Source organism: Sphingobium sp. EM0848 (assembly GCF_013375555.1).
Taxonomy (GTDB): domain Bacteria; phylum Pseudomonadota; class Alphaproteobacteria; order Sphingomonadales; family Sphingomonadaceae; genus Sphingobium.
In genome coordinates this window covers 2,398,896-2,425,306 of record NZ_JABXWB010000001.1, presented here as the reverse complement: position 1 = coordinate 2,425,306, position 26,411 = coordinate 2,398,896, and the positions used below count along the sequence as shown (strand labels likewise).

The following is a 26,411-nucleotide window of genomic DNA, read 5'->3' as shown; positions in this document are numbered from 1 at the left end:
ATTGATAAGGGGGGCTGCCTTGGGGCGGCCCCCTTTTTTGTCGGGCGGCTGCGGCCGTTTCCGCCTTACCCCAAGGGCGCACTGGCCCAGCGGCGCAGGCGCCCGTAGAGCGCCGCGATAACGCCGAAGAAGGCAACCACCGACAGCGGAACCGCCCACGCATTCTCCGCCACCAGCGCCAGCGGCGCATCGCTGTCGGTCGCCGCGACGATGCCGGCGAAGGCGACGCCGAACAGGCTTTCGCCGACAATGAAGCCGGTCGCCATCAGCACGCCCATGCGCTCCGCAAATTCGGGGTTGGACTGGCGCAGCGCCCAGCGGTTGTAGAGATGGCCGATCACCGCGCCGACCGGGATCAGCAGCGTCAGCGCCATGGGCAGGTAGATGCCCATGCCGACGGCGAGCGGCGGCAGGCGCAGCTTGCCCGCCTTGCCCAGCAGTTCGTCAATGGCGACGACGATCACGCCGATGCCCGCGCCGAAGCCGATGAGGTTCCAGTCGAGATCGCCGCCCAGCACGCCCTTGGCCAGCGCGGAGATGAGCGCGGCCTGCGGGGCCGGGAGGGCGCTGGCCTTGGCGCCCGGCGCGCCCGCGAAGCCGAAGGCGCTGTTGAGCAGGTCCAGCACCGGCGGGATCACCAGCGCGCCGAAGATCACGCCGAGGACAAGGGCGATCTGCTGCTTCCACGGGGTCGCGCCGATGAGCTGGCCGGTCTTCAGGTCCTGAAGATTGTCGTTGGAAATGGTCGCGACGCCAAAGATGATGGCGGTCACGAACAGGGCATAGGCGATGAGCGCCTCGCTCTGTTTCGGATCGCCGCCCGATCCGTAGATCGCCGCGAGGATCAGCGACGCGCCCAGCACCGCAAGGATGCCGACGCCGGAGATCGGGCTGTTCGACGCGCCGATCAGGCCCGCCATATAGCCGCAGACCGACGCGATCACGATGCCCGCGACCAGAATATAGGCCAGCGTCAGGGCGATGATCGGCACCGGATTAAGCGCGATGGGACCGCCCTGCGCGAACATCCACAGCAGCACTGCGATGGGGACCAGCGAAGCGAGGATGGTGCCGCCGACGATGCCGATGGGCAGGTCGCGTTCGGTGAGGTCGAGCAGGCTGGCATTGCCCGCCTTGCGCACCCTGGCGGCGGCCATGGCGGATCGGATTCCGCTGACGATGGGGCCAAGGATCTTGAGTAGGGTCCATATCGCCGCAACGCCGATGGTGCCCGCGCCGATGAAGCGCGCCTTCATGCGGAAGGTGGTGCCGACGATCTCCGCCAAGTCGGCGCCGGAGGGCAGTGGGGCGGTGAGGGTGGGGACGAGGCCGATCCAGCTGATCAGCAGGCCGAAGAACATGGCGACGCCCACCGACAGGCCGACCAGATGGCCGACGCCGATCAGGGCCATGGAGAAGCTGGTGGAAACGCTGGTGGCGCCCGCGCCGAATTTGAAGAAGGTGGCGGCTTCCTCCGCGATCAGGCGGGTCTTTGCGAGGATCGAGAAAGCGGCGGCGGCGACCGAACTGGCGACGATGGCGGCGAGGCCGCGCTTATTCTCTTCCAGTCCCTCGCGCGAACCGGCGCCGACTTTCAGCACCTCGGCAGCGGCGACACCCTCGGGATAGGGGAGGTCGGAGCCGGTCACCAGCGCACGGCGCAGCGGCACCGAATACATGACGCCCAATATACCGCCCAGGGCGATGGTGAAGGCGCTCAGCCAATAGGGGAAACCCTGCCACCAGCCGATGATGACAAGGCCGGGCAGCACGAAGATGATCGCCGACAGCGTGCCTGCCGCGGAGGCAATGGTCTGGACGATGTTGTTTTCCAGGATCGTGCCGGTCGCGAACAGGCGCAGCACCGCCATGGAAATGACGGCGGCCGGGATCGACGTGGCGAAGGTCAGGCCGATCTTCAGGCCCAGATAGACGTTCGCCGCTGTGAACAGCAGGGTGATGAGCGCGCCCAATATGACGCCGCGAAGCGTCAGCTCCGCCATGGGGGCCGTTTTGGCCGAATCGCCTATCGCTTCACTACTCACTGGTTGGTTCCCTTGCCTGCGCCTGTTTTATAAACGTCTGGTAATAATGTTGCTTGGGCGTGGATCAATCGGAAAGTGATTCAGGAGGGGGAGGTCGGCTTGCGGTCAGCGGCCACGGCCCCGTCCAGATAGGCGTCGACCAGCCTGGTCCAGAGCGTGTAGCCGCGTGGATTCATGTGCAGCCCGTCTGCCCGGAACAGTGAGGCGTCGGGCAGACCGTCAGGCGCCAGCAGCACGCGGCCCACATCCAGATAATCGAAGCCGGACACCCGCCCGCGTGCCGCCACAGTCATGTTGACCGCCGCCATTTTCGGCCAGAGCGTCCAGCGGATCGGACTGGGCTTGAGCGAAAGATAGGCGATATGGGCCTTGGGATAATCGGTACGAAGCTGCCGGAGCAGGGTCAGGACATTATGGGCGACCTCCGCCGGGGTGGCGCCGGCGGCCAGATCGTTTTCGCCGACATAGACGAGGATGGAGCGCGGCTTCGCCTTGGGCAGCAGGTGCTTGTAATAGTGCAGCACATCGGACGTGGTGGCGCCGCCGAAGCCGCGATTGACCGTGCCGATGTCCGGGAAGCTGCCCGATATGTCCCACAGGCGGATGCTGGAGCTGCCAAGGAACAGCGTGGCGTCGGTGACGGGCGGTCCCGCCTCATTGGCCTTTGCGAAGGCCTCGATCTCGCGGGAGAAGGGGAAGCTGGGGTCGGCGTTGACCTTGAGCGATGGGACTTGCGGATCGGCGGCGCGCAGCGGCCAAGCCGGCGCGAGCAGCAGGAGAGCGGCCGCGAGCAGCCCCCCGCCCGACCCCCTAGTGCCGGTGGAGCGGGCGCAGCTGGTATTTGCCATGGGCATAGGTGCCGAACATGCCGGCGATGGCCGGGTGGTCGACAGGCTCATCGCTGTCGTCCGCGATCAGATTTTGCTGGCTGACATAGGCGACATAGCTGGTTTCGCCATTTTCCGCGAGCAGGTGGTAGAAGGGCTGGTGCTTGTCAGGCCGGACATCCTCGGGAATGGCCTGATACCATTCCTCGGTGTTGGCGAAGACGGGATCGATATCGAACACCACGCCCCGAAAGCCGAAGCGCCGATGCTGTACCACGTCCCCGATGCTGAAGCGGGCGTGGACGATTTGCGGGGCGGAAACATCGGGGCCGAAAATCTGAATCGTGTCGTTCATATGACGCAATTTAGGATGCTTATGGCCTGACACAAGAAAAATGCTCGCGGGCGCTTGGCAAGGTCGAAATCATTCGCTAATGGCCGCCGCTCGACCGGGACGGCATGCGCCGGACCTTCTGCGGAGAGGTGGCAGAGTGGTCGAATGCACCGCACTCGAAATGCGGCGTGCCCGTGAGGGTACCGAGGGTTCGAATCCCTCCCTCTCCGCCAGTTTTTCCCGGAAGCATTGTAATCCAAGAACATAAATCGCGGGGGGAGACGATGTCCCTCGGTCAAGCGACGCTCCGAGCGCTCAAGATCATCCTGTGGAACAGAAAATGCGGCCCCGATGGGCGGCTGACGACCTGATTGACAGCCGCAAAAGGGCTCCGTGCAGTCTATACCAGACCAAGAAAAAGCCCGCATCTCTGCGGGCTTGGCTCTCATTTTGTGCTGTTAGCTGCCAGTCGGTGCCGGACGCCAAATCATTCCCACTCGATCGTGCCCGGCGGCTTCGACGTATAGTCGTAAACCACGCGGTTGATGCCCTTCACCTCATTGATGATCCGTGTCGCCACGCGGCTGAGGAAGGCGGCGTCGAAGGGATAGATGTCCGCCGTCATGCCGTCGGTCGACGTCACGGCGCGTAGCGCGCAGACGCTGTCATAGGTGCGGTGGTCCCCCATCACGCCCACGGTGCGGACCGGGAGGAGCACGGCGAAGGCCTGCCAGATCGCATCGTACAGCCCGGCGTTGCGGATTTCCTCCAAATAGATGGCATCGGCCTTGCGGAGAATGTCGCAGCGGTCCTTGGCAACTTCGCCGGGGATGCGGATCGCCAGACCGGGACCGGGAAAGGGGTGGCGGCCGACGAAAATCTCCGGCAGGCCGAGTTCGCGGCCCAGCACGCGCACTTCGTCCTTGAACAGTTCGCGCAGCGGTTCGACCAGCTTCATGTTCATGCGTTCGGGCAGACCGCCGACATTGTGGTGGCTCTTGATCGTCACTGACGGGCCGCCGGTGAAGCTCACCGATTCAATCACGTCGGGATAGAGCGTGCCTTGCGCAAGGAAGTCCGCGCCGCCGATCTTCTTCGCCTCTTCCTCGAACACGGCGATGAACTCGCCGCCGATGAACTTGCGCTTCTTTTCCGGGTCCGTGAGGCCCGCGAGGCCGCCCAGGAAGCGTTCCTCGGCGTTCACATGGACCAGCTTGATGCCATAATGTTCGCGGAAGAGGCTGACGACCTGCTCCGCCTCGCCCAGCCGCATCAGGCCGTGGTCGACGAACACGCAGGTCAGCTGATCGCCGATCGCTTCGTGGATCAACACGGCCGCCACGGCGCTGTCGACGCCGCCCGACAGGCCGCAGATCACCCGGCCTTCGCCGACCTGCGCCTGGATGTCCGCAATCTTGGTCGCGCGGAACTCGGCCATGGTCCAGTCGCCCTTGAGGCCGCAGACATGGCGCACGAAATTGGCGAGCAGCCTGGCGCCGTCGGGGGTGTGGACGACTTCGGGATGGAACTGGGTCGCGTAGAAGCGCTTTTCCTCATTCGCGGTGATGGCATAGGGCGCGCCCTCGCTGATCGCGACGACCTCGAAGCCGGGGGCGAGCTGCGTCACCTTGTCGCCATGGCTCATCCAGACCTGATGGCGCTCGTCCTCGGCCCAGAGGCCGTCGAACAGGGCGCAGGTCTTCTTGACCTCGATGAAGGCGCGGCCGAATTCGCCGCTCTCGCCGCCTTCGACATTGCCGCCCAGCTGCTGCATCATCGTCTGCTGGCCGTAGCAGATGCCGAGGATCGGAATGCCGGCGTCGAAGAAATGCTGCGGGGTGCGGGGGGAATCTTCCCACATCACCGAGGAAGGGCCGCCCGAGAGGATGATGCCCTTGGGCTTCAGCCGGTCGAAGGCTTCGGCGGCGCTGTTGAAGGGTGCGATCTCGGAATAGACCCCGGCTTCGCGGACACGGCGGGCGATGAGCTGAGTCACCTGGCTGCCGAAGTCCACGATGAGAATGGAATCCTGTAGGGGCAGCGTCATCGAATCGCCTTTACTTGTCCTGAGGGGGGTTAGGGATTCGCGCCCGGTTAGAGCGCTTGGGGGTCCTTGTCCAGCAAAGCCGCATCATCGCCGCGCCCGGCCATCCACCCCAGCAGCGCGCCGCCAGCCAGCACGGCCGCCGCGATCAGGAAAGCGCTGCCGATGAAGGGAAGGAGCGGCTTTGCCCCCACCGACACCGAATAAATCGCGCCGAAGAAGAGCGGCGAGAGGATTCCGGCGATGGAACCGACACTGTTATTGGCGCCCTGAAGTTGCCCTTGCTCGGATTCCGACACGCGTTGCGTCATCAGCGACTGGATGGTCGGCATCGCAAGTCCCCAGAGCGCATTGGGGAACATGGCCGCGACGAACAGCCAGCCGGTCGGGGCTAGGCCCATGGCGAGAATGCCGATGGCGCCGAAGCTGAGGCCAATGACCATCGTCGTCCGGTCGCCCAGCCTTTTGACCACTGGCCCCACCAGCACGCCCTGAACGCCCATGTCCATCAGGCCGACCAGCGCCAGCAGCGTCCCCACCTGCCACGGGCCCCAGCCATAGCGGTCACCTGCATAGAGCACGAATACGGCCGAGAAGAGGTGGTGCGCGAAATAGAGCAGGAAATTGACGATGGCGAGGCTGGACAGTTCCGGATGCGAGCGGAGCAGTTGCAGCGCGCCGAAGGGATTGGCCCGCTTCCAAGAGAAAGTCATGCGTTTGTTCGCGTCGAGCGATTCCGGCAGCACGAACAGGCCATAGAGGAAGGCGAGGCCGGACAGGCCCGCCGCTGTCCAGAAGGGCGCGCGCAAGGAAATCTCGCCCAGCACGCCGCCCAGCAGCGGTCCAGCGACGAAGCCGCCGCTGAAGGCCGCCCCGATCAGCCCATAGCCCCGCGCACGATTTTCAGGCGGCGTGATGTCGGCCATATAGGCGAAGGTCGACGTAAAGCTGGAGGAGGTCACGCCCGCCAGCATCCGCCCCACCGCCAGCCACCAGAGATTGGGCGCCAGCGCCATCAGCACGAAATCGAGGGTCAGCCCCGCGACGGAGATCAGAATCACCGGCCGCCGCCCGAAACTGTCGGAAAGCGAGCCGATGATCGGCGAGCAGATGAACTGCATCGCCGCCCACAGCGCCACGAACAGCCCGTTCCACATCCCCGCCGAGGCGTTCGAGCCGGCGAGCGTCTCTATGAGTTGCGGCAGCACCGGAATGATGATGCCCATCGACATGACGTCGAGCAGCGCCGTCACCAGGATGAAGGCGATCGCAGCGGCGCGGCGATGGGGCAGGCGGGCGGACATGGCGGTTGGCCTAGAGGGCCGGGCGCGTGATGCCAAGCTCCAGCGCTTATTCCGCAGCCTTGAGGGTTGATTCAGGCGCAATTTTCTCAACGATCATGGACGCTGCGGGCGTTTCGACCGCGCCCTTGACCAGAGCGTCGAGGCTCGATCCGTCGAGACCCAGTTCCTTCATCAGCCCGTCGATCACCGGCGCCTGGGCGCGATAGCGCAACGCGGCGGAGACGGCGGCATTGGCGAGATTCTGTTCCCCATTCGCGATGACCGTCGCGCCATCGCCGTTCGAGCCGGTGATGCCGTCGACCTGCACGATCTTGATGGAATCGATCGCCTCCATCGGCCGCGCCGCCTCGCGCACCAGATCGGGCAGCACTTTGAGCAGCGCCATCTTGGTCTGGAGCGACATCTGGTCGGAGGACAGGAGGTTGGCCGCCTCGTTGACCGCGCGTTGCCCTGCGGCCTCCACCTCGAAGCGGACCCGGTCGGCCTCGGCGCGCAGCTTGGCGGCCTCCGCCTCACCCTCGGCGGCCAGACGCAGCGCTTCGGCACGGTCGGCGGCGGCCTGTTTTTCCGCCTCGGCCTCGACCCGGACCTGGATGGCGGCGCGTTCGGCTTCGCGCGCGGCGTCGATCAGTTCGATCCGCTTGGTACGCTCGGCAATCTCGGTCTGGCGGGAGGTCTGGACCTGTTCCTCGGCCGCCACCGCCTTGGAGCGGGCCTCGTCCGCCTGCGCCTTGGCCTGGCTTTCCTCGCGGCTCTTGTTCTGCACCGCGATCTGCTGTTCCTGCCGGGCGAGTTCAAGCGCCTGTTCCTGCGCGATGCGGGCCTGCTGCACGGCGCGGTCAGCCTCGATCTGCTGGCTGTCGACCAGCTTCTTCGCCTCGATCCGGGCCTGATCGGCCTCCTGCTGGCGCAGCGACTGTTCGCGGGCGACTTCGGCGATCTGGGCGGCGCGGCGCATCTCGATCTCGCGCTCCTGCTCCAGCCGCGCAAATTCGGTGTCGCGGGAGATCAGCAGCGACTGGCGCTCGGCCTCCAGATTCTTCGTCTCGATCTGGACGCGGGTTTCCTGCTCGATATCGTTGCGCGATTTCTTGCGCAGTTCGATCTGTTCGGTCAGCTTGGTCAGACCCTCGGCGTCGAAGGCGTTGTTGGCGTTGAAATGCTCGATCGAGGTCTGGTCGAGGCCCGTCAGCGACACGCTCTCCAACTCCAGCCCGTTCATCGCCAGATCGACCGAGGAGACCTGCTGCACCTTTTGCACGAACATGACGTAATCGCGGGAGCACCGGCCGCGGGCCAGGAGCACGAGATTACTGGAAGGTTGGTTGCCCCCCGATAAGATGAAGAACGGGCTCACGATTTTGGACCGGGCCCAGCATCAGACGGAGGACAACCGTGGATCAGTATATCGGACTCGACGTTTCTCTAAAAGACACTTCGCTATCGGTTCGTCAGGATGGCAAGCGCGTTTGGCGCGGCAAGTGTGCCTCCGATCCCAAACTGCTTGCCGAAGTGATCCGCAAACGCGCGCCGAATGCAAAGCGCGTGGTATTTGAGACCGGACCGTTGTCGGTTTGGTTTTACCATGCGCTTACTGCGGAGGGTTTGCCCGCGATCTGTATAGACGCGCGCCATGCAAAGGCCGCCCTCGATATGGCTGCCAACAAGACCGATGCAAACGACGCCGACGGTCTGGCTCATTTGGCTGAGGTGGGCTTTTATCGGGAGGTGCGCGTCAAAGGCTTTGACAGCATGTTGATGAGGACGCTGATCAGCGCCCGACGCCAACTGATGAAGATGCGGGTACAGATGTCGAACCAGATACGCGGGCTGATGAAGACATTCGGGCTTGTCATACCCAAAGGCACCGGCAGCGTTTTTGAGCGCAACGTCGTTACGCTTCTGGAAGGCGAAGACAATCTGTCGCGCATCATCCTACCGCTGCTTAAGGCCTGGAGCGATATTCGGCTTCGGGTGGCGGAGTTGACCAAGCAGCTGGTTGCGATGGCTGGCACGGATCCACGCTGCCGTCTGCTCACCTCGGTGCCTGGCGTGGGCACGGTCACCGCTACCGCCTTTGCAGCAGCAGTGGAGGATTCGATCAACTTCAAGAACTCCCGCGCTGTCGGGGCGTGGGTCGGGCTCACCCCAAAGCGATATCAATCGGGGGAAGTTGATTATGAAGGCCACATCTCGCGCCGTGGCGACCCTAAGTTACGGACGCTGTTGTACGAGGCGGCCGCGGTCATATTGAACAGATCAACGGAGACGAACACGTTACGCACTTGGGCGCTGGCGTTAAAAGAGCGGCTTGGTTTCAAGCGAGCGGCTGTAGCTCTTGCCCGCAAATTAGCGGTGATCATGCACGCGATGCTGAAGACGGGCGAACTGTTCGATCCAAACGCCGGGACCACCGTATCAGTCTGACCCAATAAACCAACGCCATTAACAGAACACTCATCGTTTCACTGATAACGCCCTTTCAGGGCGTGCCGAGCCGTCCCTGCCGGGACGCGGCCGAGATCATTCCGCGAAGCGGGAAGCAACTGTCCTCATAAGCAGATTGCGTCACGAACATAGGAAGATCTTGCCTACGGAACCCATCCTGCGGCGATCAACTTGCATCGACCGCGTAGACGACCCTGTACCCGGCATACGCATGGCAACAGTTATGAACGAATGATTTTGCTGGCTTGACAGAGGGGCGATTAGACGACTCGCTGCGCTGCTCGTGCAGCTGGTTCATCGTCATCCCCGCCGCGACCGATCGCAGCGCGTCGACAAACTTGCCCTCGACCAGTTCCTTGAGCGCCTCCGGATGCATGGTCCGCATGCCCAACGTCTGCGCGGCGGTGGCGATGGATTGCGCGTCCGGTTTCACGCGGACGTAGAATTCCGCCTTCACGTCGATGCGCAAGCGATCCAATGTGATCAGCGCATCGCTATTCTTGCGCTCCACGGCCAGGCGCACCGTGTTCATGTTGACCGGCATCGTCTCGTGGAAGATCGGCAGCACCAGCGCGCCGCCGTTCATCACCACCTTCTCCCCGCCAAAGCCCGTGCGGACGAAACCGATTTCCTTCGACGCCCGTTTGTAGAGCCGCGCCACCACCACGCCGAGCACGATCAGCAGAAGCAGCCCGGTCCCGGAGATGATCAGATAGGGCATGAGCGAAAAGCTCTCCTGCACGGCAGGCAGATTCATGGCACTCTCCAGCTAAAGACGGGGCAGATAATGGTCGCCATGCGAAATGGCGCGAAAGACATGATCCTCGCGGCGGACCAGCAGGATGGTTTCGCCTTCCTCCAGCGTCTGGTCGGCATTGTCAGGCTCGACCATCACATAATGGGCCTGGCCATAATGGTCCTCGACGCGGGCGCGGGCGGGGGAGCCGGTCCGGGCGATGCCGGTGACGATGCGGGCGAAGCTGCCGACCAGCGTGTCGAGCGGTACGGCGCTGCTCTGGTCGCGAGGAAGGAAGGGGGAGAGCAGGCGGGCCACAACCCCGGTGGCGGGGAGGCTGGCGATGGCCGCGGCGGGCGCGGCCATCAGCGGCGAGAGCAGCGCGCCGGTGAAATCCAGCGCCAGATGCTGGCCGATCAGCCCGATCATCCCGAACAGCGCCAGAAAGATCGTCAGCAGCATCAGTAGCGGCAGGCGGCCAAAGCCCAGCCAGCCGAGCAGATCGGTATCGGCATGCAGATCGAGGTCGAAATCGCCCGCGACGCCGATGGCCTGCACCGCGCCTATAAGCAGCATCAGCACAATGGCTGAGACGAAGACGATATTTTCGGTCGCGAACAGAAACGCGGCCACCCCTGACTCCCCTGATTCGCGTCAATGCTAATATATTGACGTAAAACAGGAAAGGCCAAAGCGTGGCCGTTCAGCGGTGAGCCGATCCGCCTTAGCGCGCGGCGCGGCCCTGCTGGAAGTAGACGTCCGCGACGCGGCCATTCTGCACCGAGCAGGTGAAGTGCCGTGTGGCGCCGTCCTGCGCGCGCCAGCCGGAGCGGACCTCGACATCGCCTTCGACATCATAGCCATTGCGGGTCTCGCGCGGCTGCTGCACCTGCCGTACCTCGGCATAGCCGCCATCCCGTTCAGCCTCGTCGCGGGCGGCGAGGGCGCAATTATCGATCGCCGTCTCGCTTTCCGGGGCTATCGCGCTGTTGTTCGGGGCATCCCGTCGGCCATAGCGCCCATATCCGGGATTCGTGTCGGCACGGCCCTGTTCGGGGCCGACCACGTCCGAAAAATCATCATCGGCGTGGGCCCGATTGGCCTGATCTTCAGGCTGGGACGGCTCGTCGGCGGGCGGTTGCGCTTCGTCCGCCAGATCGCCCTGATCCTGCGGATAGTTCCGCTGCGGCTGCATCTGGGCCGATGCCGCGCTGCCGGTCAACAGCGCCAGCGCCATCAGCGATCCCGTCATCCATCTTGTCTTGTTCATGGCCCGCGTCCCTCAACCAGTTTGCCGGAGTGCTATGCCTGTCCGGCTGTCACGGGCCTGAACGGCTATTTCGGTTCGTCGCGTATCGGCAGGCCGGTGAAATGCGCGGCAAAAGCATAGCTGTCGACATATTCGTCGATCAGCTTGTCGACCGGCTTGCCCGACCCATGGCCCGCCTTGCTGTCGATGCGGATGAGGCGCGGTTTCGGGCCGAGATCCGCTGCCTGAAGCGCGGCGGCATATTTGAAGCTGTGTGCGGGAACAACGCGGTCGTCGGTGTCGCCGGTCGTGACGAGGATCGCCGGATAATCCTTGCCGCTCAGAATGTTATGATAGGGCGAATAGCTGTAGAGCAGGTGGAAATCCTGCTCATTGTCGGGCGAGCCATAATCGTCGATCCAGTAGCGCCCGGCGGTGAAGCGGTCGAAGCGCAGCATGTCCATCACCCCCACGGCCGGCAGGGCGGCGGCGAACAGATCGGGGCGCTGGTTCACCACCGCGCCGACCAGCAGGCCGCCATTGGACCTCCCCTCGATGGCGAGGCCGCCCTTGGTCGTATAGCCATTGCCTTTCAGATATTCGGCTGCCGCGATGAAATCGTCGAACACATTCTGCTTGTTGGCGAGGCGGCCGGCATCATGCCATGCCTTGCCGAACTCCCCACCGCCGCGCAGATTGGCGATGGCATAGACGCCGCCCTGCTCCAGCCAGGCCATGCGGGTCGCCGAATAGCCGGGCGTCAGTGCGATGTTGAAGCCGCCATAGCCATAGAGGATCGTCGGCGCGGGGGTTTTGGAGAGGGCCAGCGCCTTCTTCCGGATCACCGTCATCGGGATCATCGTTCCGTCCTTCGACGGGTAGCTGATCTGCTCAATGCCATAGTCGTCCGGGTTGAACGGCAGGTCGGGCCGCGCGAACAGTTCATAGCGCAGCGTCGCCGTGTCGAAGCGATAGATGCTCGACGGCGTGGTGAAGCCGGAAAAGCTGAAGAAGGTTTCGGGATCGCCGTCGCGCCCGCCAAAGCCTGCCGCCGTTCCCATGCCGGGCAGCGGCACGTCCGCAACCTTGCGCCCGTCCAGTTCGACCAGTTCCGCCACCGTCTCCGCATCGGAGAGATAGGCGAGGATCAGCCGGTCTCCGACCAGCGATCCGCCCGCCAGCGTGTCCATGCGTTCGGCCACGACCTGCCTGCTGCTGCGGCTCGGGCGGCGGGCGTCGATCGACACGACGCGCAGATGGGGCGCATATTCGTCGGTGATGAAGTAGAGCGTCGGTCCCCGGCTGCCGATCAGCCGCCAGTCATGGGTGATGCCCTTGACCAGCGAGCGGACCTTCACCTTGCCGCCGGTCAGTTCCGCGACGTGCAGTTCGCGGCGGGGATCGGTGCCCTGAAAGCTGCTGATGATGAGCCAACGGCCATCCTGCGTCACTTGCCCCGTGTGGCTGAGTTTCGGCTGGTCGGGGGTGGCGTAGATGAGTTGGTCCTGCGCCTGCGGCGTGCCGAGCCGGTGGTAGAAGAGTTGCTGCCCCACCGTCGAGGACTGGAAGGCGGCCCCCGCCTGTGGCGCGGCGAAGCGGGAATAGAAGAAACCCTGTCCCCGTCCGTCCCAGGCAAGCTGAGAGAATTTCACCCATTGCACGACATCGTAGAGCGGCTTGGCGGTGGCGACATCGAGAATCCTGAGCGTGCGCCAGTCGCTCCCGGCCTCCTGCACGGCATAGAGCAGATATTGGCCGTCGGGGGAGGGCGCCCATTCGGCCAGCGCGTCCGATCCGTCCCTGGCCCAGTCATTGGGGTCGATCAGCAGCCGTTGCTGGCCGGTGAGCCCCTCGCGCATATAGAGCGGGGTCTGGTTCTGGAGGCCCTTGTTATAGCCGTAGAAATAGCGCCCGCCCGCCTTGCGCGGGATGGTGTAGCGGCCATGGGCGAACAGCGCCTGCATCCGCGTCTTGAGGATGTCGCGGCCCGGCAGACTTTCGATATAGCGGCGGGTGAGGGCGTTTTCCCTGTCCACCCAGTCCCGCACGGCAGGGTCGCTGCGCAGGTCGTTTTCCAGCCAGCGATAGGGATCGGTCACTTTGACGCCGAAATGATCCTCGACCAGATTCAGACGTTTGGCGGTGGGATAGTGCAGGGTGGCGGCCTTCGCGCCGACCGCGAGGGCGGCGGCATCCGGCTCGGCGCACGCGGGGAAGGCAGCCAGCAACAGCGACGCCAAAGCAAGGCAGCCAAAGGCGCGCATCCTCTCCTTTTCCCCCTATCCCTATGAAAGCAAACAAAACAGGCCGTGGCTCTTATCAAGCCACGGCCTGTTCTGAAACGAAATTACCACTTTTGGAAAAGCGGGTATCAGCGGATTACGCCGCTTCCAGCTCGTCGGCATCGGCGCCCTGGACCGGACCGGAATCCTGACCCTTGGCATCGACGTCGCGGTCGACCAGTTCGATGATCGCGATCGGCGCCGCGTCCGAAGCGCGGATGCCGGCCTTGATCACGCGGGTGTAGCCGCCGTTGCGGTCCTTGTAGCGTTCGGCCAGAACTTCGAACAGCTTGGTCAGCTGGGCGTCGTCCTGCAGGCGGGCATTGGCCAGACGACGGTTCGACAGGCCACCCTTCTTGGCGAGGGTGATCAGCTTTTCGACGTAGGGACGCAGTTCCTTCGCCTTGGGCGTGGTCGTCAGGATCTGCTCATGCTTGATGAGCGAAGCCGCGAGGTTGCGGAGCAGCGAGTTACGATGCCCGGCGCTGCGCTGCAGCTTGCGATGACCAACCTTGTGACGCATAGTCTTTTCCTTCGTTCGTTAAGGGGCCGTTTGAGGTACCCCAGACCTGGCGGTGTTAAGGGCCACCGCCCATCAGCCCATGAGGAACCGGGCCGAAGCATTGCCCCGGCCCCGAACCTTTTAGCCCAGCAGCTCCTGTTCGAGCTTCTTGGCCATTTCCTCGATATTTTCCGGCGGCCAGCCGGGGATGTCCATGCCCAGACGCAGGCCCATGGACGACAGCACTTCCTTGATTTCGTTCAGCGACTTGCGGCCGAAATTCGGGGTGCGCAGCATCTCGGCCTCGGTCTTCTGGACCAGATCGCCGATATAGATGATGTTGTCGTTCTTGAGGCAGTTGGCGCTGCGGACCGACAGTTCCAGCTCGTCCACCTTCTTGAGCAGATAGCGGTTGATCTGGTTCGCGTCGCTTTCCGCTTCGCCGCCAGCGGCGCCGGCAGCAGCACCGGCAGCCGGAGCGGCGACGGGCAGCGCGTCCTCGAAGTGGACGAACAGCTGAAGCTGGTCCTGCAGGATGCGGGCGGCGTAGGCCACCGCGTCTTCCGGCGTGACGGTGCCGTCGGTTTCGACGGTCAGCGACAGCTTGTCATAATCCAGTTCCTGACCGACGCGGGTATTGTCGACCTTGTAGGCGACCTGACGAACCGGCGAATAGAGCGCATCGATCGGGATCAGGCCGATCGGGGCATCAGCCGGACGGTTGGCGACGGCGGGGACATAGCCCTTGCCGACGTCAGCGGTCAGTTCCATGTTGAGCGTCGCGCCCTGGTCGAGATGGCAGATCACCAGATCGGGGTTCATCACTTCGATGTCGCCGACGGTGGTGATGTCGCCCGCGCGCACTTCACCGGGGCCGGTGGCGGAGAGCTGGAGACGGCGGGGACCGTCGCCTTCCATCTTCAGCGCGACCTGCTTGATGTTGAGGACGATGTCCGTCACATCTTCGCGCACGCCGGCGAGCGAGGAAAATTCGTGGAGGACGTTCTCGATCTTGATCGAGGTGACCGCCGCGCCCTGAAGCGAGGAAAGAAGAACCCGGCGCAGCGCATTGCCGAGCGTCAGGCCGAAGCCGCGTTCCAGAGGTTCGGCGACGAAGGTCGCCTTGCGCTTGCCGTCGCCCGCCGCCTTGATCTCAAGGCTGTTGGGCTTCTTCAATTCCTGCCAGTTCTTCATGTTGACAGTCATGTATTTCCCCTGGGGATGAGGCCGAAACGCTTAAGATCCTGAACCCAACAGGACGTCCCGGCCGATGCAGATGGGTAAGCGGGCGACGCGTCCGCCGCCCGCCAAAACCGAGCGCCGGTGATCAGACGCGGCGGCGCTTGGAAGGACGCACGCCGTTGTGCGGGATCGGCGTCACGTCGCGGATCGAGGTGATGTGGAAGCCAACGGCCTGCAGCGCGCGCAGAGCCGATTCACGGCCCGAACCGGGGCCCTTCACTTCGACTTCGAGGGTGCGCACGCCATGTTCGGCAGCCTTGCGGCCGGCGTCTTCGGCGCAGACCTGCGCGGCGTACGGGGTCGACTTGCGGCTGCCCTTGAAGCCCATCATGCCGGCCGAGGACCAGCTGATCGCATTGCCCTGGGCGTCGGTGATGGTCACCATGGTGTTGTTGAAGCTGGCGTTGACGTGCGCGACGCCGGCCGAGATGTTCTTGCGTTCGCGGCGCTTGATGCGCTGGGGTTCGCGTGCCATTTTTGCTCTATCCTACTGAAATCGTTTAAAAGCAGAAGTCGCCGGAGGGTCTGTCTGAAGGACCGACCCTCAACGATTACTTCTTCTTACCGGCAATCGGCTTCGCCTTGCCCTTGCGGGTGCGCGCATTGGTGTGCGTGCGCTGGCCGCGAACCGGCAGACCCTTGCGGTGACGCAGGCCGCGATAGCAGGCCAGGTCCATCAGGCGCTTGATGTTCATCGCGGTTTCGCGACGCAGGTCGCCTTCGACGGTGTGGTCAGCGTCGATGGCTTCGCGGATCTGCAGGACTTCGGCGTCCGACAGGTCCTGAACGCGGCGGCTGTGGTCGATGCCCAGCTTGTCGGCGATGTCGACGGCGGTCTTGCGGCCGATGCCGTGAATGTAGGTGAGCGCGATGATCACGCGCTTGTTGGTCGGGATGTTGACACCCGCAATACGTGCCATGGTATTCTGTACTCCTGCTCCACGGGGCAGTTGGCGCCACCCCATCTCAAAGCGTCCGGGCCGAAAATCCTGCATAAGGATTCGCGGCCGATTCGATAGGTCCCAAGACGCAAAAAAGACGGCCAGTGCCGTTGCACCGCCGCTCGCCAGCGAATTGGGAAGGGCTGCCCTTAGCGATTCGGCCTTCGACTGTCAATGTCGTGTGGGCGCAAAAGCGGTGAAATCCGGCGCTTCTCTGCGCCTGGTCATCCGTCGGAGAGGAAGCCTTATCCCGCCCTTTTCGGGTTGATGCAATCCCGTTCCCTGAGGCATGGAGGCGGGATGCGCCTCACTCTGCCCTCCGTCGCGCTGGCGACATCCTTCTTCCTGCTGGCCTCCTGCGTCGGCGCGCCCGAGCAGTATGTGCCCGCTCGAGGGCCTGCGCCAAGGGCTGTCCCGTCGCCGCAACCATCGCCGCCTCCGCCCGCGCCGGTCGAATGGCAGGACCGCGATACCACTCCCGGTGACTGGCGTTATCAGGTCGATGGTGCCGGATCGGTCGCCCTGTTCGGCCCCGATGCGCAAAACAGCCTGTTCGTCATCCGTTGTGACAAGGGGACGCACCGCATCAGCCTGCTGCGTCCCGGTGTGGCGGGCACGGCGATGACGGTTCGGACCAGCTATGGCGCGGTGAGTTGGCCGGCGGCGGCCGCCGCCGGCACCGTGCCTGCGACGCAAGCGATCCGCGCCGCCAACGACACGGCGCTCGACCAGATTGCCTATAGCAGGGGTCGTTTCGCGATCGAGGTGCAGGGATTGCCCACGCTGATCCTGCCCAGTTGGGCGGAGGTCGGCCGCGTCGTCGAGGATTGCCGCGTCTAACTGGCTGATTTCGGGAAATTTCCTGCAATTTCGAAGCAAATCGCCTGCGAAACGCGGACGTACAAGTATGATTCGAAAAAAGAATTTTACAAGCCTTGAACATGCAGCCCGTCTGATTCACATATCATCTCATAGGCGGCGAAGGACCAGTATCCGGGAACGGCTATAGGGGCTTCAACTAGCGAAAGGAGGTGATCCGATGTCTCATGGTTCAGCAATGGGGTCGGTCAAGTCCATTCGGGGAACGCGCCGCTGAGCGACGCCATAGCGTCGGTTTTTCAGAATTTCGGTGACTGTCGACTGCGATTTCGCAGGCGAAGCGCCGCGTCTGGAAAATAGCGCGATCAACGTTTCCCTTGGGCGGCACTTCCGGCCGCTGACCATGTCAATGATGGGCCGTTGGAGACTTATCCCCTCCAGCGGCCCCTCTCATTTTCAGCGCAACCTCTCCAAACCCATCCCATACGCTACGCGGGAAATAAAAATGGCGGGCCTGCGCGTGCGCTCGCAGACCCGCCGGGGCATTATGCTGGCCGGGGGCGTTCGACGATCAATCCGGGAGGGGGTGCAGCCTGTCTGGATCGAATGTCGAGCCGCAGCCCCTTATGCGCGCATCGTGCCCGTATCGATGTAGCGCTGGTGCCAGGCCAGTGCCTCGCCCGGCAGCATCGGCGATTGCAGCCCGAACGATCCGGCCAGCGCCCGCCGGAAATACTCCTTCAGCATCGGCCGGAAGTCGGGATGCGCGCAATTTTCCATGATGAGTTCCGCCCGTTGCCGGGGCGCCAGTCCGCGCAGGTCCGCCAGCCCCTGTTCGGTCACGATCACCTGCACATCCTGGTTGATATGATCGACATGGCTGCAATGCGGCACGATGGCGGAGATCGCACCCCCCTTGGCGGTGGATGGCGTCATGAAGATCGACAGGAAGGCGTTGCGCGCAAAATCGCCGGACCCGCCAATGCCGTTCTGAATGCGCGACCCCATCAGATGAGTCGAATTGACGTTGCCGTAGATGTCCGCCTCGATCAGCCCGTTCATCGCGATGCAGCCCAGCCGCCGCACCAGCTCGGGGTGATTGCTGATCTCCTGCGGCCGCAGCAGCATCCTGTCGCGATAACGCTCCATATCCGCATTCATCCGCGCCGCCGCCTCGGGACTCAGTGAAAAGGCCGTTGCACTCGCCATGCGCAGCTTGCCCGCGTCGAGCAGGTCCAGCATCCCGTCCTGAATCACTTCGGTAAAGGCGACCATATTCTCGAACGGCGCGTCGATCAGGCCGGTCAGCACGGCGTTGGCGATATTGCCGACCCCGGACTGCAAGGGCAGCAGCGAAGCGGGCAGGCGGCCCCGCTTTACCTCATGGCTGAGGAACTCCAGCAAATGCCCGGCGATCGCCCGTGCCTTGTCATCGGGCGGGGTGAAGGGGGCGTTGCGGTCCGGCGCATCGGTTTCCACCACCGCGATAACCTTGTCGGGATCGCAGCGGAAGGTGGGCTGACCGATACGCTGGTCGGCCCGCACCAGCGGGATCGGCTGACGATGCGGAGGTAGCGCCGTGCCGTAATAAATGTCGTGCATCCCTTCGAGGGCCGGATTCTGCCAGCGATTGACCTCCAGAATCACGCCCTTGGCGTGATCGATCCACGTCTTGTTGTTGCCGACCGAGGCGGAGGGGATCAGTTCACCATTAGCGGTGATCCCGGTCACTTCGATCACGGCCACGTCCAGATCGCCCAGAAAGCCCTGCCACGCCATCGGCGCCACCTGGCTCAGATGCATGTCGAAATATTGCATCTGACCCTTGTTGATCCGTTCGCGGGCAATGGGGTCGCTGTTATAGGGCAGGCGGAATTCGACGCCGTCGGCCTGCGCCAGCGCGCCGTCCAGTTCCGGCCCGGTGGAGGCGCCGGTCCACACCTTTACCCGGAAAGGCTCGCCCGCGTCATGGGCGGCGGTCATGCGCGCGGCCAGCGCCAGCGGCACGGCCTTGGGATAGCCGGACCCGGTAAAGCCGCTCATCCCCACGGCCATTCCGTTCTTGATAAGGTCAGCGGCTTCTTCGGCGGTCCGGCATTTGGCGGCCAGCCCGGCATGGGCGATACGATTGGACATGGGCATCCTCTTCTCCTCGGACCCGGCACCGCCGGACGATATGTTCGCTTCTGGCTTTTCGGGCCGCCAGACAATAAGGATTCGCCGCACAATATCTGTGCAGGAATCGTTCAGATGACAGATCTGCTGATCGCCATGCGGACATTTATGCGGTTGTGCGAGAAACCCAATTTCTCCCGCGTGGCCGAAGAAATGCATGCCAGTCATACCACGATTGCGCGGCGCTTGGACCAAGTGGAAGCACATTTCGGCGCAATCCTGTTCCACCGCACCACGCGCAGGCTGATCGCCACGCCGGAGGCGGAGCGCCTGTTGATCCATGCCCGTGCCATGCTGGATGCGCTGGATGTGGCAGAGGAGGATTTCGGCCCTGTCCGCAATGAGCCGAGCGGGCTTGTCCGTATCGGCCTTACCACCGCGCTCGGCCTTCATTATGTCGAACGCCTGGGCGATCTGACACGGCGCTATCCCGCGCTGCAGTTCGATTGCGCCATGACCGACTGGCAACGCGATGTCGTGGAGGATCGGCTCGATCTGGCTCTGCGAGTCGGCCCGGTCAGCGACGATAGTCTGGTCGTCCATCCGCTCGGCAGCCTGCCGCGTCTGCTGGTCGCGCATCCCGATTATCTCGCGAGCCATGGGTCGCCCGCTTCCGCCGATGAACTCTCCGGCCATGAATGCATCGCCTATGCCTATGGCGATGTGCCGGCCCGCTGGACCATAGACGGGCGGGAGAGGGTGGTGGGCGGCACCTTCCGCAGCGACAGCAGCGAAGCCGTCCATCGCGCGGCCTCCAATGGTCTTGGCATCGCCCTGCTCCCGGCGATCCGGGTGCAGGGCGATATCGAAGCTGGGCGGCTGGCGCCGGTCCTTCTGGACAGCGTCATCGCCCCGCTCGACATATTGGCGGTCCATCCCTCGCACAAGCGCCTGCCGCCGCGCGCGCGCGTGGTGCTTGATTTCCTGAAGGCCAATTTTCCGGGCGAACGACCCTAGCTACGCCCGGCTTGAAGGACTACCGCTCCACGCCCTTCGCCTTCCCCCACGCCCTGGCCGCGGTATAACCCAGATAGCCGGTGCCGAAGAGCGCGTAGAGTGGTTCCGGCAAGGCATTGAAATAGGCGTGCATGGCGTGGATGATCGCCGTCGCTACATCCGGCCGGATGCCGCCGATCAGTCCCAGCGGCACCGACCAGAGCAGCAACCCATATATCACGTAAAGAAAGGCTGGCCGCGCCCGCAACGTCGATCGATCCTCTGCGATTCGCCTTTGCCGCGCTGAGGTCATGAGCCTGTCCTCCTAACCGATACGGTTCGCAAGCCAGCCATAGAGAAAGGCTTCATTGGCCGGCCGGCTTTCCGCCAGAGCGAGATAGCGTTCCCCCTGCAGCGCTTCGAGCGCCTTTTGCAGCACCTTTTCCCCCGCCTTCCCACGCAGCTTCAAAAATGCGCCCAGCGCCGCCAGGGTTCTTGCCCCTACGGCCTGATCGACCTTCAGGTCGGGATAATCCTGTTCATTGCGATTGAGCGCATTCAACGCGCGCTGGAGAAAGCCGCTGGCCGTTGCCGGCCCCATGTTCACTGCCGTATCGAACAATTCCTCGGCGATCCCGGGTGCCAGTTCAGCAACAAAGGCATAACCCGGCTTTTCCCAGTAAAGCCGCCGATAGATCACCTCCGCCACGCTGCGGGGCAGGGCGCGCATGTCGCCCATATAGCCATTGGCCCGCGCCACGGCCTGTGTGATCCCGAAATGGGTTGGCCCGCCGCGATCCGCCGGATGATTGCTGTGGCCACCCTCGCGCGCGATGACTTCATCAATCAACGCTGAAATATCCATGAAACCGCCCTCCTCTGTGGAAAGACGGTCCATTTATCCCATTTGGTTCTCTGTAGGACAGCGCAAAAGCGCCGTCGCACGAGCAGGGTGTTTGAGAATGGGAGAGGTGGGAAGGCATTGCTGTGCCTTCAATAATTTGGTCGGGACGAGAGGATTCGAACCTCCGACCCCCACACCCCCAGTGTGATGCGCTACCAGGCTGCGCTACGTCCCGACCGGAGCGGCGCAATTAGAAGCAGTTTGCGCAATATGCAAGCCATTCGATGCAGGCTTTTTGCGCTTTCGTCGGAAACCCTAATCATGTTGCCTCGCAAGGCTCATCTGTGTTAGCCGCGCGCCCTTGATTTGCAGGCGCTTTGTGTCTGTGACTGGACAAGAGAATAAGGCGAAAGTTCCAAGCATGTTCATATCTCCAGCCTTTGCCCAGACTGCGGGCGGGGAATCGTCCGGCGCCTCCATGCTGGTTCAGATGGCCCCGCTGGTCCTCATCTTCGTCGTCTTCTATTTCCTGCTGATCCGTCCGCAGCAGAAGAAGATGAAGGAGCACAAGGCCAAGATCGACGCCGTGAAAAAGGGCGATCAGGTCGTGACCGGCGGTGGTCTGGTCGGCAAGGTGGTCCGTGTCGACGAATTCTACGCCGAAGTCGAACTGGCGCCGAACATGAAGGTCAAGGCGGTGAAGTCCACCCTGACCGACGTGATCGATCCCGCCACCGCCAAGCCCGCGAACGACTGAGCGGCCCGATGCTGAACTTCCCTCGCTGGGCGGTCGCCGGAATCCTGCTGCCGCTGCTGATCGGCATCCTTTGCTCCGTGCCGAGCTTCCTGCCGGATTCGACCGTCGAAAAGCTGCCGAAATTCATGCAGACCCGCGTGAATTTGGGCCTCGACCTGTCGGGCGGCAGCCATTTGCTGCTGGAAGCGTCCACGCAGGACGTCGCCAAGCAGCGGCTCGCCAATATGGAGGAGCAGGTCCGCACGGAACTGCGCCGGGGCGATACCAAGATCGCCATCGGCGACATTTCCAGCCGCGACGGGAAGCTCAGCTTCATGGTCCGCAACCCGTCGGAGGTCGACGCCGCCGTCGAGCGCATCCGGCCGCTGACGCAGGGGGCGGGCCTGACCGGCCAGCGCGATTTCAATGTCGAGGTGGTGAACAGCTCCACCATCGTCATCACGCCGACCCAGGCGGGCATCGACAGCGCGGTCAAAAGCGCGATGGAAGTCGCGACCGAGGTGATCCGCAAGCGTATCGACGAAATGGGCACGCGTGAGCCGACCATCCAGCAGCAGGGCGGCAACCGTATCGTCGTGCAGGTGCCGGGACTTCAGAATCCCAAGGCGCTGAAGGATCTGCTGGGGCAGACCGCCAAGCTTGAGTTCAAGCTGGTCGACATCAACGCCAATCCCGCCGAAGTCGCGCAGGGCCGCGCGCCGGTCGGCAGCGAAGTGCTGCCTTATCCGGGCAATCCCGCCGGGCCGCCGGTGATCGCCGTCTACCGGCAGGTCATGGTGTCGGGCGAGGATCTGACCGACGCGCAGCAGGGCTATGACCAGCGCGGCAATGCACCCATCGTCAATATCCGCTTCAACGGCGCGGGCGGCCGCAAATTCGGACAGGTGACGTCGCAGAATGTGAACCGGCCCTTTGCCATCATCCTCGACGGCAAGGTGCTGTCGGCGCCGAACATCAATGAGCCGATTCTGGGCGGCTCCGCGCAGATCAGCGGCAATTTCACCGTGGAAAGCGCCAACCAGCTCGCGATTGCGCTGCGTTCCGGCAAGCTGCCGGTGGCGCTGACCGTGGTGGAGGAACGCACCGTCGGGCCGCAATTGGGCGCCGACTCGATCAAGGCCGGGCTTACGGCTTCGATCATCGCGGTGGTCGCGGTCGCGGCCTTCATGTTTATGAGCTACGGTCGTTTCGGCGTGTATGCGAACATCGCCGTCGCCATCAACGTGCTGGTCATCCTGGGCGTGATGGGCATTCTTGGCGCAACGCTGACCTTGCCGGGCATTGCCGGTTTCGTGCTGACCATCGGCACGGCGGTCGACGCCAACGTCCTGATCTACGAACGTATCCGCGAGGAACGGCGGCGTGGACGCGGGGTCGTGCAGGCGATCGAACATGGCTATAAGGAAGCCAGCCGCACCATTTTCGAAGCGAATGTGACGCACGCCATTGCTGGCGGCATCATGCTCGCTTTGGGGTCCGGTCCGGTGAAGGGCTTTGCGATCGTGCTGCTGATCGGCATCGCGACCAGCGTGTTCACTGCCGTTACCTTCACGCGCCTGCTGGTGTCGCGTTGGGTCCGCGCCAAGCGCCCGACCGAAATCCACATCTGACGGGGCGGGAGAGAAAATATGAAACTGCTTAAACTCGTCCCCGACAACACCAATATCGGCTTCGTGAAGCTCCGCCATTGGGCCTTTGCCCTGACGGCGCTGCTGACGGTGCTGGCGGTCGGTGCGACCTTCTACAAGGGCCTCAATCTGGGTGTCGATTTCGTCGGTGGTCTGATGATCGAGGCGAAATTCGAGCAGCCGCCGCATCTGGAAAAGGTGCGCGGCGTGGTCGATCGGCTGGGTGTGGGGGACGGCTCGCTCCAGCAATTTGGCGATCCCAAGACGGTGCAGATTCGCCTGCCGCTGCCTGAACAGGGCGGCGCGGGCGCGGCCAACGCCATTGTCGAAAAGGCGCGCAAGGCGATGACGGCGGAGTTCCCCGGCGTCACCTTCTCCCGCTACGACACGGTATCGGGCAAGGTGTCGGGCGAACTGATTCAGAATGGCGTGCTGGCGGTGATGTTGGCGGTGGTCGGCATCGCGATCTTCTCCTGGTTCCGCTACGAGTGGCAGTTCGGTGTCTCGACATTCGTCGCGATCATGCACGACGTGCTGATGACGCTGGGCTTCTTCGCCATCACCCAGCTGGAGTTCGACCTGACGACCGTGGCGGCCGTGCTCACCATCGTGGGTTATTCCATCAACGATAAGATGGTGATCGACGATCGCATTCGTGAGAATATGCGGAAATACCGCAAGATGGACATGAAGGCGCTGATCGACCTGTCGGTCAATGAGACGCTGCCGCGGACCGTCATGACGTCGGTGACGGTGCTGCTGGCGCTGGGCGCGCTGCTGCTGCTGGGCGGCCATGTGCTGCGCGGCTTCACGGCCGCCATGATGCTGGGCATCATCGTCGGCACCTATTCGTCGGTTTATGTGTCGTCCTCGCTGCTCATCAGCCTCGGCCTGTCGCCGGCCACGGCGGAAAAGAAGGCGAGCAAGACCAATATCGCAGCCCAGGCCGAGCGCATGGGTCCGCGTGACGACGGAGCGCGGCCCTGAACGGCCAGGCGCCAGGAAAAGGGCGATCGGGGATCGAACTGCGCCGCGATGAAGCGGGGCAGGGACCGATCGTCACCGGCTTTCAGGGGCGCGGCTTTCGGGTCAGGGACGATGTCTTTCCCGATGGCCTGTTGCTCTCGCCGCTGCGCGCTCTGGCCTGGCGGGATGCGCCCGCGATCGACGCGCTGACGCCGGCGGATCTGGGCGATCTGTTCGATCTTGATCCGCTTCCCGAATTCCTGTTGCTCGGCACCGGCGCGGGGCTGCGGCAACCGTCGCGCCCCTTCGTCCGCGAACTGGAGGCAAGGGGCATCGGCGTCGAGGTCATGGACAGCCGCGCCGCCGCGCGCGCCTGGGGCGTGTTGCGCGCCGAGGAACGCTGGATCGTCGCGGCGTTGTTGCCGCTTATCTAGACCATTCCCCGCCCCTTCTTGCGCTTTCTTCTTCATCCGCCTACTCTTGGGGCAAGTTCCGGCGCTTTCCCGCGTTGGCGAAGAAGAAAAGAGATACGGCCATGGTGCAGCAAAGCCGCCCATCGCCGCAGAGTTCCGGCCCGGCCGCCGGCGTTTCGGGTATCCGATCCGGTCAGGGCAATGGGAGCAAGGCTGCGGCCCTCACGCCCCCGTTGAAATCGCGGGGCCTTTTGCCTCATCCGCCGCGGGGCAGGCGGTCTTACGCAGCGATCGATCTGGGGACGAACAATTGCCGCCTGCTGATCGCCAAGCCGTCATCCGATGGTTTCATCGTCGTGGATGCCTTTTCCCGTATCGTCCGGCTGGGCGAGGGACTCGCGGCGTCCGGGCGGATCAGCGATGCGGCAATCGATCGGGCGATTGGGGCGCTGGCGGTTTGCGCTGACAAGTTGCGCCGCCGCCATGTGACGCTGGCCCGGTCGGTCGCGACCGAAGCCTGCCGCCGCGCGTCCAATGGGGCAGAATTCATTCAGCGGGTTTATCGCGAAACCGGCATCGCGCTTGACGTCATCAGCGCGCAGGAAGAGGCGCGGCTGGCGGTGCTTGGCTGTCATGCGCTGCTCGAACCGGGGAACGGCCCGGCGTTGATCTTCGACATTGGCGGAGGGTCGACCGAACTGGTGCTGGTCGATTCCAGCTGTTCGGGCACGCCCCATATGGTCGATTGGGTGAGCGCGCCTTGGGGTGTGGTGTCGCTGACCGAGAGCGAACCTTTCGACCATGCCGATCCGATGGACCGGCTGGCCGCCTATGGCCGGATGCGGATGCGGGTGGCGGAGGCCTTTGCGCCGCTGGCCCGCCGTCTTCCGGCGCCGCAGCCGGATATCCGCCTGCTCGGAACCTCCGGCACGGTGACGACCCTGGCGAGCGTGCATCTTGACCTGCCGCGCTATGACCGGCAGGCGATAGATGGATTGATCGTCCCGTCGACATCGATGCGGGCCATTTCGGAACGGCTGTCGTCCATGCCGCTGTGGGAGCGGCAGAAGCTGCCCTGCATCGGCACCGAGCGGGCCGATCTGGTGGTGGCGGGTTGCGCCATATTGGAATCGATCCTCGACATCTGGCCCGCCCAACGCCTGGGTGTTGCGGATCGTGGCATTCGCGAAGGCATATTGCGCGGCCTCATGGACCGCGACGGAGTAAGAATGTGAGAGGCACGGGCGCCGGCAAGGTGCGGGTCAAGACGGCGAAGGGGCGGACCGCCCAATCGACCCGTTGGCTCGAACGGCAGTTGAACGATCCCTATGTCCGCCGCGCCAAGGCGGAAGGGTGGCGCAGCCGCGCCGCCTTCAAGCTGATCGAACTGGATGAGAAATTCCATTTCGTGAAAGGATCGCGCGCGGTCGTCGATCTGGGCGTTGCGCCGGGTGGCTGGGCGCAGGTGGTGCGCAAGCTTTGTCCCAAGGCGAAGGTGGTGGGGATTGACCTGCTGCCGACCGATCCGATTCCGGGCGTCACCCTGTTCCAGATGGACTTCATGGACGACAAGGCGCCCGCGCTGCTCGCTGAGGCCCTGGGCGATGCGCCGGATCTCGTGATCTCGGACATGGCGGCGAACACCGTGGGACATGCAGCGACCGACCATCTGCGCACCATGGGGTTGGTGGAAGCTGCGGCGATGTTCGCGGTGGAGAATCTGCGCAAGGGCGGGACGTTCGTCGCGAAAGTGTTCGCGGGCGGCACCGATGCCGATCTGCTCGCCATTCTCAAGAAGCATTTCACGACGATCAAACATGCCAAGCCTCCGGCAAGCCGCAAGGGCAGCGTGGAATGGTATGTCGTGGCGCAGGGATTCAAGGGGCGGCCGGAAGAAGGTTGACCGCTGCTAAGAGATT

General features: G+C 63.7%; 24 protein-coding genes, 2 tRNA genes and 2 pseudogenes. 10 read left to right on the top strand and 18 right to left on the bottom strand.

What is annotated here, in order from left to right; translation table 11 throughout:
• Nucleotides 1-65 precede the first annotated feature (65 nt).
• The 3 genes from HUK73_RS11775 to hspQ all read right to left on the bottom strand — a co-directional run bounded on the left by HUK73_RS11775 (nucleotide 66) and on the right by hspQ (nucleotide 3,227).
• Nucleotides 66-2,003, bottom strand: coding sequence for an OPT family oligopeptide transporter (locus HUK73_RS11775; protein ID WP_176592938.1), 1,938 nt, complete (start codon nucleotides 2,001-2,003; stop codon nucleotides 66-68).
• A 122-nt stretch (nucleotides 2,004-2,125) separates the two neighbouring features.
• Nucleotides 2,126-2,899, bottom strand: coding sequence for a GDSL-type esterase/lipase family protein (locus HUK73_RS11770; protein WP_176592056.1), 774 nt, complete (start codon nucleotides 2,897-2,899; stop codon nucleotides 2,126-2,128).
• Nucleotides 2,856-3,227, bottom strand: coding sequence for a heat shock protein HspQ (gene hspQ, locus HUK73_RS11765; RefSeq protein WP_176592055.1), 372 nt, complete (start codon nucleotides 3,225-3,227; stop codon nucleotides 2,856-2,858). The genes HUK73_RS11770 and hspQ overlap by 44 nt, the downstream gene beginning before the upstream one ends.
• 122 nt (nucleotides 3,228-3,349) lie before the next feature.
• Here hspQ and HUK73_RS11760 point away from each other — a divergent pair.
• A tRNA-Ser gene (locus HUK73_RS11760) sits at nucleotides 3,350-3,439 on the top strand.
• 254 nt (nucleotides 3,440-3,693) lie between these two features.
• Here HUK73_RS11760 and guaA read toward each other — a convergent pair.
• The 3 genes and pseudogenes from guaA to HUK73_RS11745 form a co-directional block, all read right to left on the bottom strand.
• Nucleotides 3,694-5,253 (bottom strand): glutamine-hydrolyzing GMP synthase, encoded by a 1,560-nt coding sequence (guaA, locus tag HUK73_RS11755; RefSeq protein WP_176592054.1) that lies wholly within the window; start codon nucleotides 5,251-5,253, stop codon nucleotides 3,694-3,696.
• A 47-nt stretch (nucleotides 5,254-5,300) separates the two neighbouring features.
• A complete protein-coding gene (locus HUK73_RS11750) occupies nucleotides 5,301-6,554 on the bottom strand; it encodes a TCR/Tet family MFS transporter (protein WP_176592053.1) in 1,254 nt (417 codons plus the stop codon).
• Between the two features lie 46 nt (nucleotides 6,555-6,600).
• Nucleotides 6,601-7,818, bottom strand: a pseudogene (locus HUK73_RS11745) (flotillin domain-containing protein); the annotation flags it as partial.
• A 131-nt stretch (nucleotides 7,819-7,949) separates the two neighbouring features.
• On the opposite strand from HUK73_RS11745, the gene HUK73_RS11740 reads away from it, so the two are divergent.
• Nucleotides 7,950-8,981, top strand: coding sequence for an IS110 family transposase (locus HUK73_RS11740; protein WP_176592052.1), 1,032 nt, complete (start codon nucleotides 7,950-7,952; stop codon nucleotides 8,979-8,981).
• 289 nt (nucleotides 8,982-9,270) lie between these two features.
• On the opposite strand, the pseudogene HUK73_RS11735 reads toward HUK73_RS11740, so the two are convergent.
• From HUK73_RS11735 to rpsM, 8 genes and pseudogenes are all read right to left on the bottom strand, one after another.
• Nucleotides 9,271-9,759, bottom strand: a pseudogene (locus HUK73_RS11735) (SPFH domain-containing protein); the annotation flags it as partial.
• A gap of 12 nt (nucleotides 9,760-9,771) precedes the next feature.
• Nucleotides 9,772-10,371: an OB-fold-containig protein gene (locus HUK73_RS11730; protein WP_176592051.1), complete on the bottom strand. Its 600-nt coding sequence runs from the start codon at nucleotides 10,369-10,371 to the stop codon at nucleotides 9,772-9,774.
• A 91-nt stretch (nucleotides 10,372-10,462) separates the two neighbouring features.
• On the bottom strand, nucleotides 10,463-11,008 hold the full coding sequence (locus HUK73_RS11725; RefSeq protein ID WP_176592050.1) for a hypothetical protein: 546 nt from the start codon (nucleotides 11,006-11,008) through the stop codon (nucleotides 10,463-10,465).
• A 65-nt stretch (nucleotides 11,009-11,073) separates the two neighbouring features.
• On the bottom strand, nucleotides 11,074-13,251 hold the full coding sequence (locus HUK73_RS11720) for a prolyl oligopeptidase family protein (protein WP_176592049.1): 2,178 nt from the start codon (nucleotides 13,249-13,251) through the stop codon (nucleotides 11,074-11,076).
• Nucleotides 13,252-13,366: 115 nt separating this feature from the next.
• A complete protein-coding gene (rplQ, locus tag HUK73_RS11715) occupies nucleotides 13,367-13,792 on the bottom strand; it encodes a 50S ribosomal protein L17 (RefSeq protein ID WP_176592048.1) in 426 nt (141 codons plus the stop codon).
• A gap of 120 nt (nucleotides 13,793-13,912) precedes the next feature.
• The gene (locus HUK73_RS11710) at nucleotides 13,913-14,977 is read right to left on the bottom strand and encodes a DNA-directed RNA polymerase subunit alpha (protein WP_176592047.1); all 1,065 of its coding nucleotides are present in this window, start codon (nucleotides 14,975-14,977) and stop codon (nucleotides 13,913-13,915) included.
• Nucleotides 14,978-15,098: 121 nt separating this feature from the next.
• Nucleotides 15,099-15,488 carry a 30S ribosomal protein S11 gene (gene rpsK / locus HUK73_RS11705; RefSeq protein WP_004208752.1) on the bottom strand — a complete coding sequence of 130 codons (390 nt, stop codon included), beginning with the start codon at nucleotides 15,486-15,488 and terminating at the stop codon, nucleotides 15,099-15,101.
• Nucleotides 15,489-15,564: 76 nt separating this feature from the next.
• On the bottom strand, nucleotides 15,565-15,933 hold the full coding sequence (gene rpsM, locus HUK73_RS11700; protein WP_025552414.1) for a 30S ribosomal protein S13: 369 nt from the start codon (nucleotides 15,931-15,933) through the stop codon (nucleotides 15,565-15,567).
• A gap of 321 nt (nucleotides 15,934-16,254) precedes the next feature.
• On the opposite strand from rpsM, the gene HUK73_RS11695 reads away from it, so the two are divergent.
• A complete protein-coding gene (locus HUK73_RS11695; RefSeq protein ID WP_176592046.1) occupies nucleotides 16,255-16,794 on the top strand; it encodes a hypothetical protein in 540 nt (179 codons plus the stop codon).
• Between the two features lie 603 nt (nucleotides 16,795-17,397).
• Here HUK73_RS11695 and HUK73_RS11690 read toward each other — a convergent pair.
• Nucleotides 17,398-18,909, bottom strand: a complete 1,512-nt coding sequence (locus tag HUK73_RS11690) for an acetyl-CoA hydrolase/transferase family protein (RefSeq protein ID WP_176592045.1) — start codon at nucleotides 18,907-18,909, stop codon at nucleotides 17,398-17,400.
• Between the two features lie 114 nt (nucleotides 18,910-19,023).
• Between HUK73_RS11690 and HUK73_RS11685 the strand changes: the two genes are divergently transcribed.
• On the top strand, nucleotides 19,024-19,905 hold the full coding sequence (locus tag HUK73_RS11685) for a LysR family transcriptional regulator (RefSeq protein ID WP_176592044.1): 882 nt from the start codon (nucleotides 19,024-19,026) through the stop codon (nucleotides 19,903-19,905).
• Between the two features lie 19 nt (nucleotides 19,906-19,924).
• Here HUK73_RS11685 and HUK73_RS11680 read toward each other — a convergent pair whose 3' ends face one another.
• The 3 genes from HUK73_RS11680 to HUK73_RS11670 all read right to left on the bottom strand — a co-directional run bounded on the left by HUK73_RS11680 (nucleotide 19,925) and on the right by HUK73_RS11670 (nucleotide 20,963).
• On the bottom strand, nucleotides 19,925-20,197 hold the full coding sequence (locus HUK73_RS11680; RefSeq protein ID WP_176592043.1) for a 3TM-type holin: 273 nt from the start codon (nucleotides 20,195-20,197) through the stop codon (nucleotides 19,925-19,927).
• 12 nt (nucleotides 20,198-20,209) lie between these two features.
• Nucleotides 20,210-20,749 carry a glycoside hydrolase family 108 protein gene (locus HUK73_RS11675; RefSeq protein WP_176592042.1) on the bottom strand — a complete coding sequence of 180 codons (540 nt, stop codon included), beginning with the start codon at nucleotides 20,747-20,749 and terminating at the stop codon, nucleotides 20,210-20,212.
• A 137-nt stretch (nucleotides 20,750-20,886) separates the two neighbouring features.
• A tRNA-Pro gene (locus HUK73_RS11670) sits at nucleotides 20,887-20,963 on the bottom strand.
• Nucleotides 20,964-21,149: 186 nt separating this feature from the next.
• On the opposite strand from HUK73_RS11670, the gene yajC reads away from it, so the two are divergent.
• The 6 genes from yajC to HUK73_RS11640 all read left to right on the top strand — a co-directional run bounded on the left by yajC (nucleotide 21,150) and on the right by HUK73_RS11640 (nucleotide 26,395).
• Nucleotides 21,150-21,485, top strand: a complete 336-nt coding sequence (gene yajC, locus HUK73_RS11665) for a preprotein translocase subunit YajC (RefSeq protein WP_176592041.1) — start codon at nucleotides 21,150-21,152, stop codon at nucleotides 21,483-21,485.
• Between the two features lie 8 nt (nucleotides 21,486-21,493).
• A complete protein-coding gene (gene secD, locus HUK73_RS11660) occupies nucleotides 21,494-23,095 on the top strand; it encodes a protein translocase subunit SecD (RefSeq protein WP_176592040.1) in 1,602 nt (533 codons plus the stop codon).
• 18 nt (nucleotides 23,096-23,113) lie between these two features.
• Nucleotides 23,114-24,100: a protein translocase subunit SecF gene (gene secF / locus HUK73_RS11655; RefSeq protein WP_176592039.1), complete on the top strand. Its 987-nt coding sequence runs from the start codon at nucleotides 23,114-23,116 to the stop codon at nucleotides 24,098-24,100.
• Nucleotides 24,101-24,168: 68 nt separating this feature from the next.
• The gene (locus tag HUK73_RS11650) at nucleotides 24,169-24,513 is read left to right on the top strand and encodes an MTH938/NDUFAF3 family protein (RefSeq protein ID WP_369805520.1); all 345 of its coding nucleotides are present in this window, start codon (nucleotides 24,169-24,171) and stop codon (nucleotides 24,511-24,513) included.
• 101 nt (nucleotides 24,514-24,614) lie between these two features.
• Complete coding sequence (locus tag HUK73_RS11645) at nucleotides 24,615-25,727, top strand: Ppx/GppA phosphatase family protein (RefSeq protein WP_176592038.1); 1,113 nt, start codon at nucleotides 24,615-24,617, stop codon at nucleotides 25,725-25,727.
• The gene (locus tag HUK73_RS11640; RefSeq protein WP_037452656.1) at nucleotides 25,724-26,395 is read left to right on the top strand and encodes an RlmE family RNA methyltransferase; all 672 of its coding nucleotides are present in this window, start codon (nucleotides 25,724-25,726) and stop codon (nucleotides 26,393-26,395) included. The genes HUK73_RS11645 and HUK73_RS11640 overlap by 4 nt, the downstream gene beginning before the upstream one ends.
• The last annotated feature ends 16 nt before the right edge of the window (nucleotides 26,396-26,411 follow it).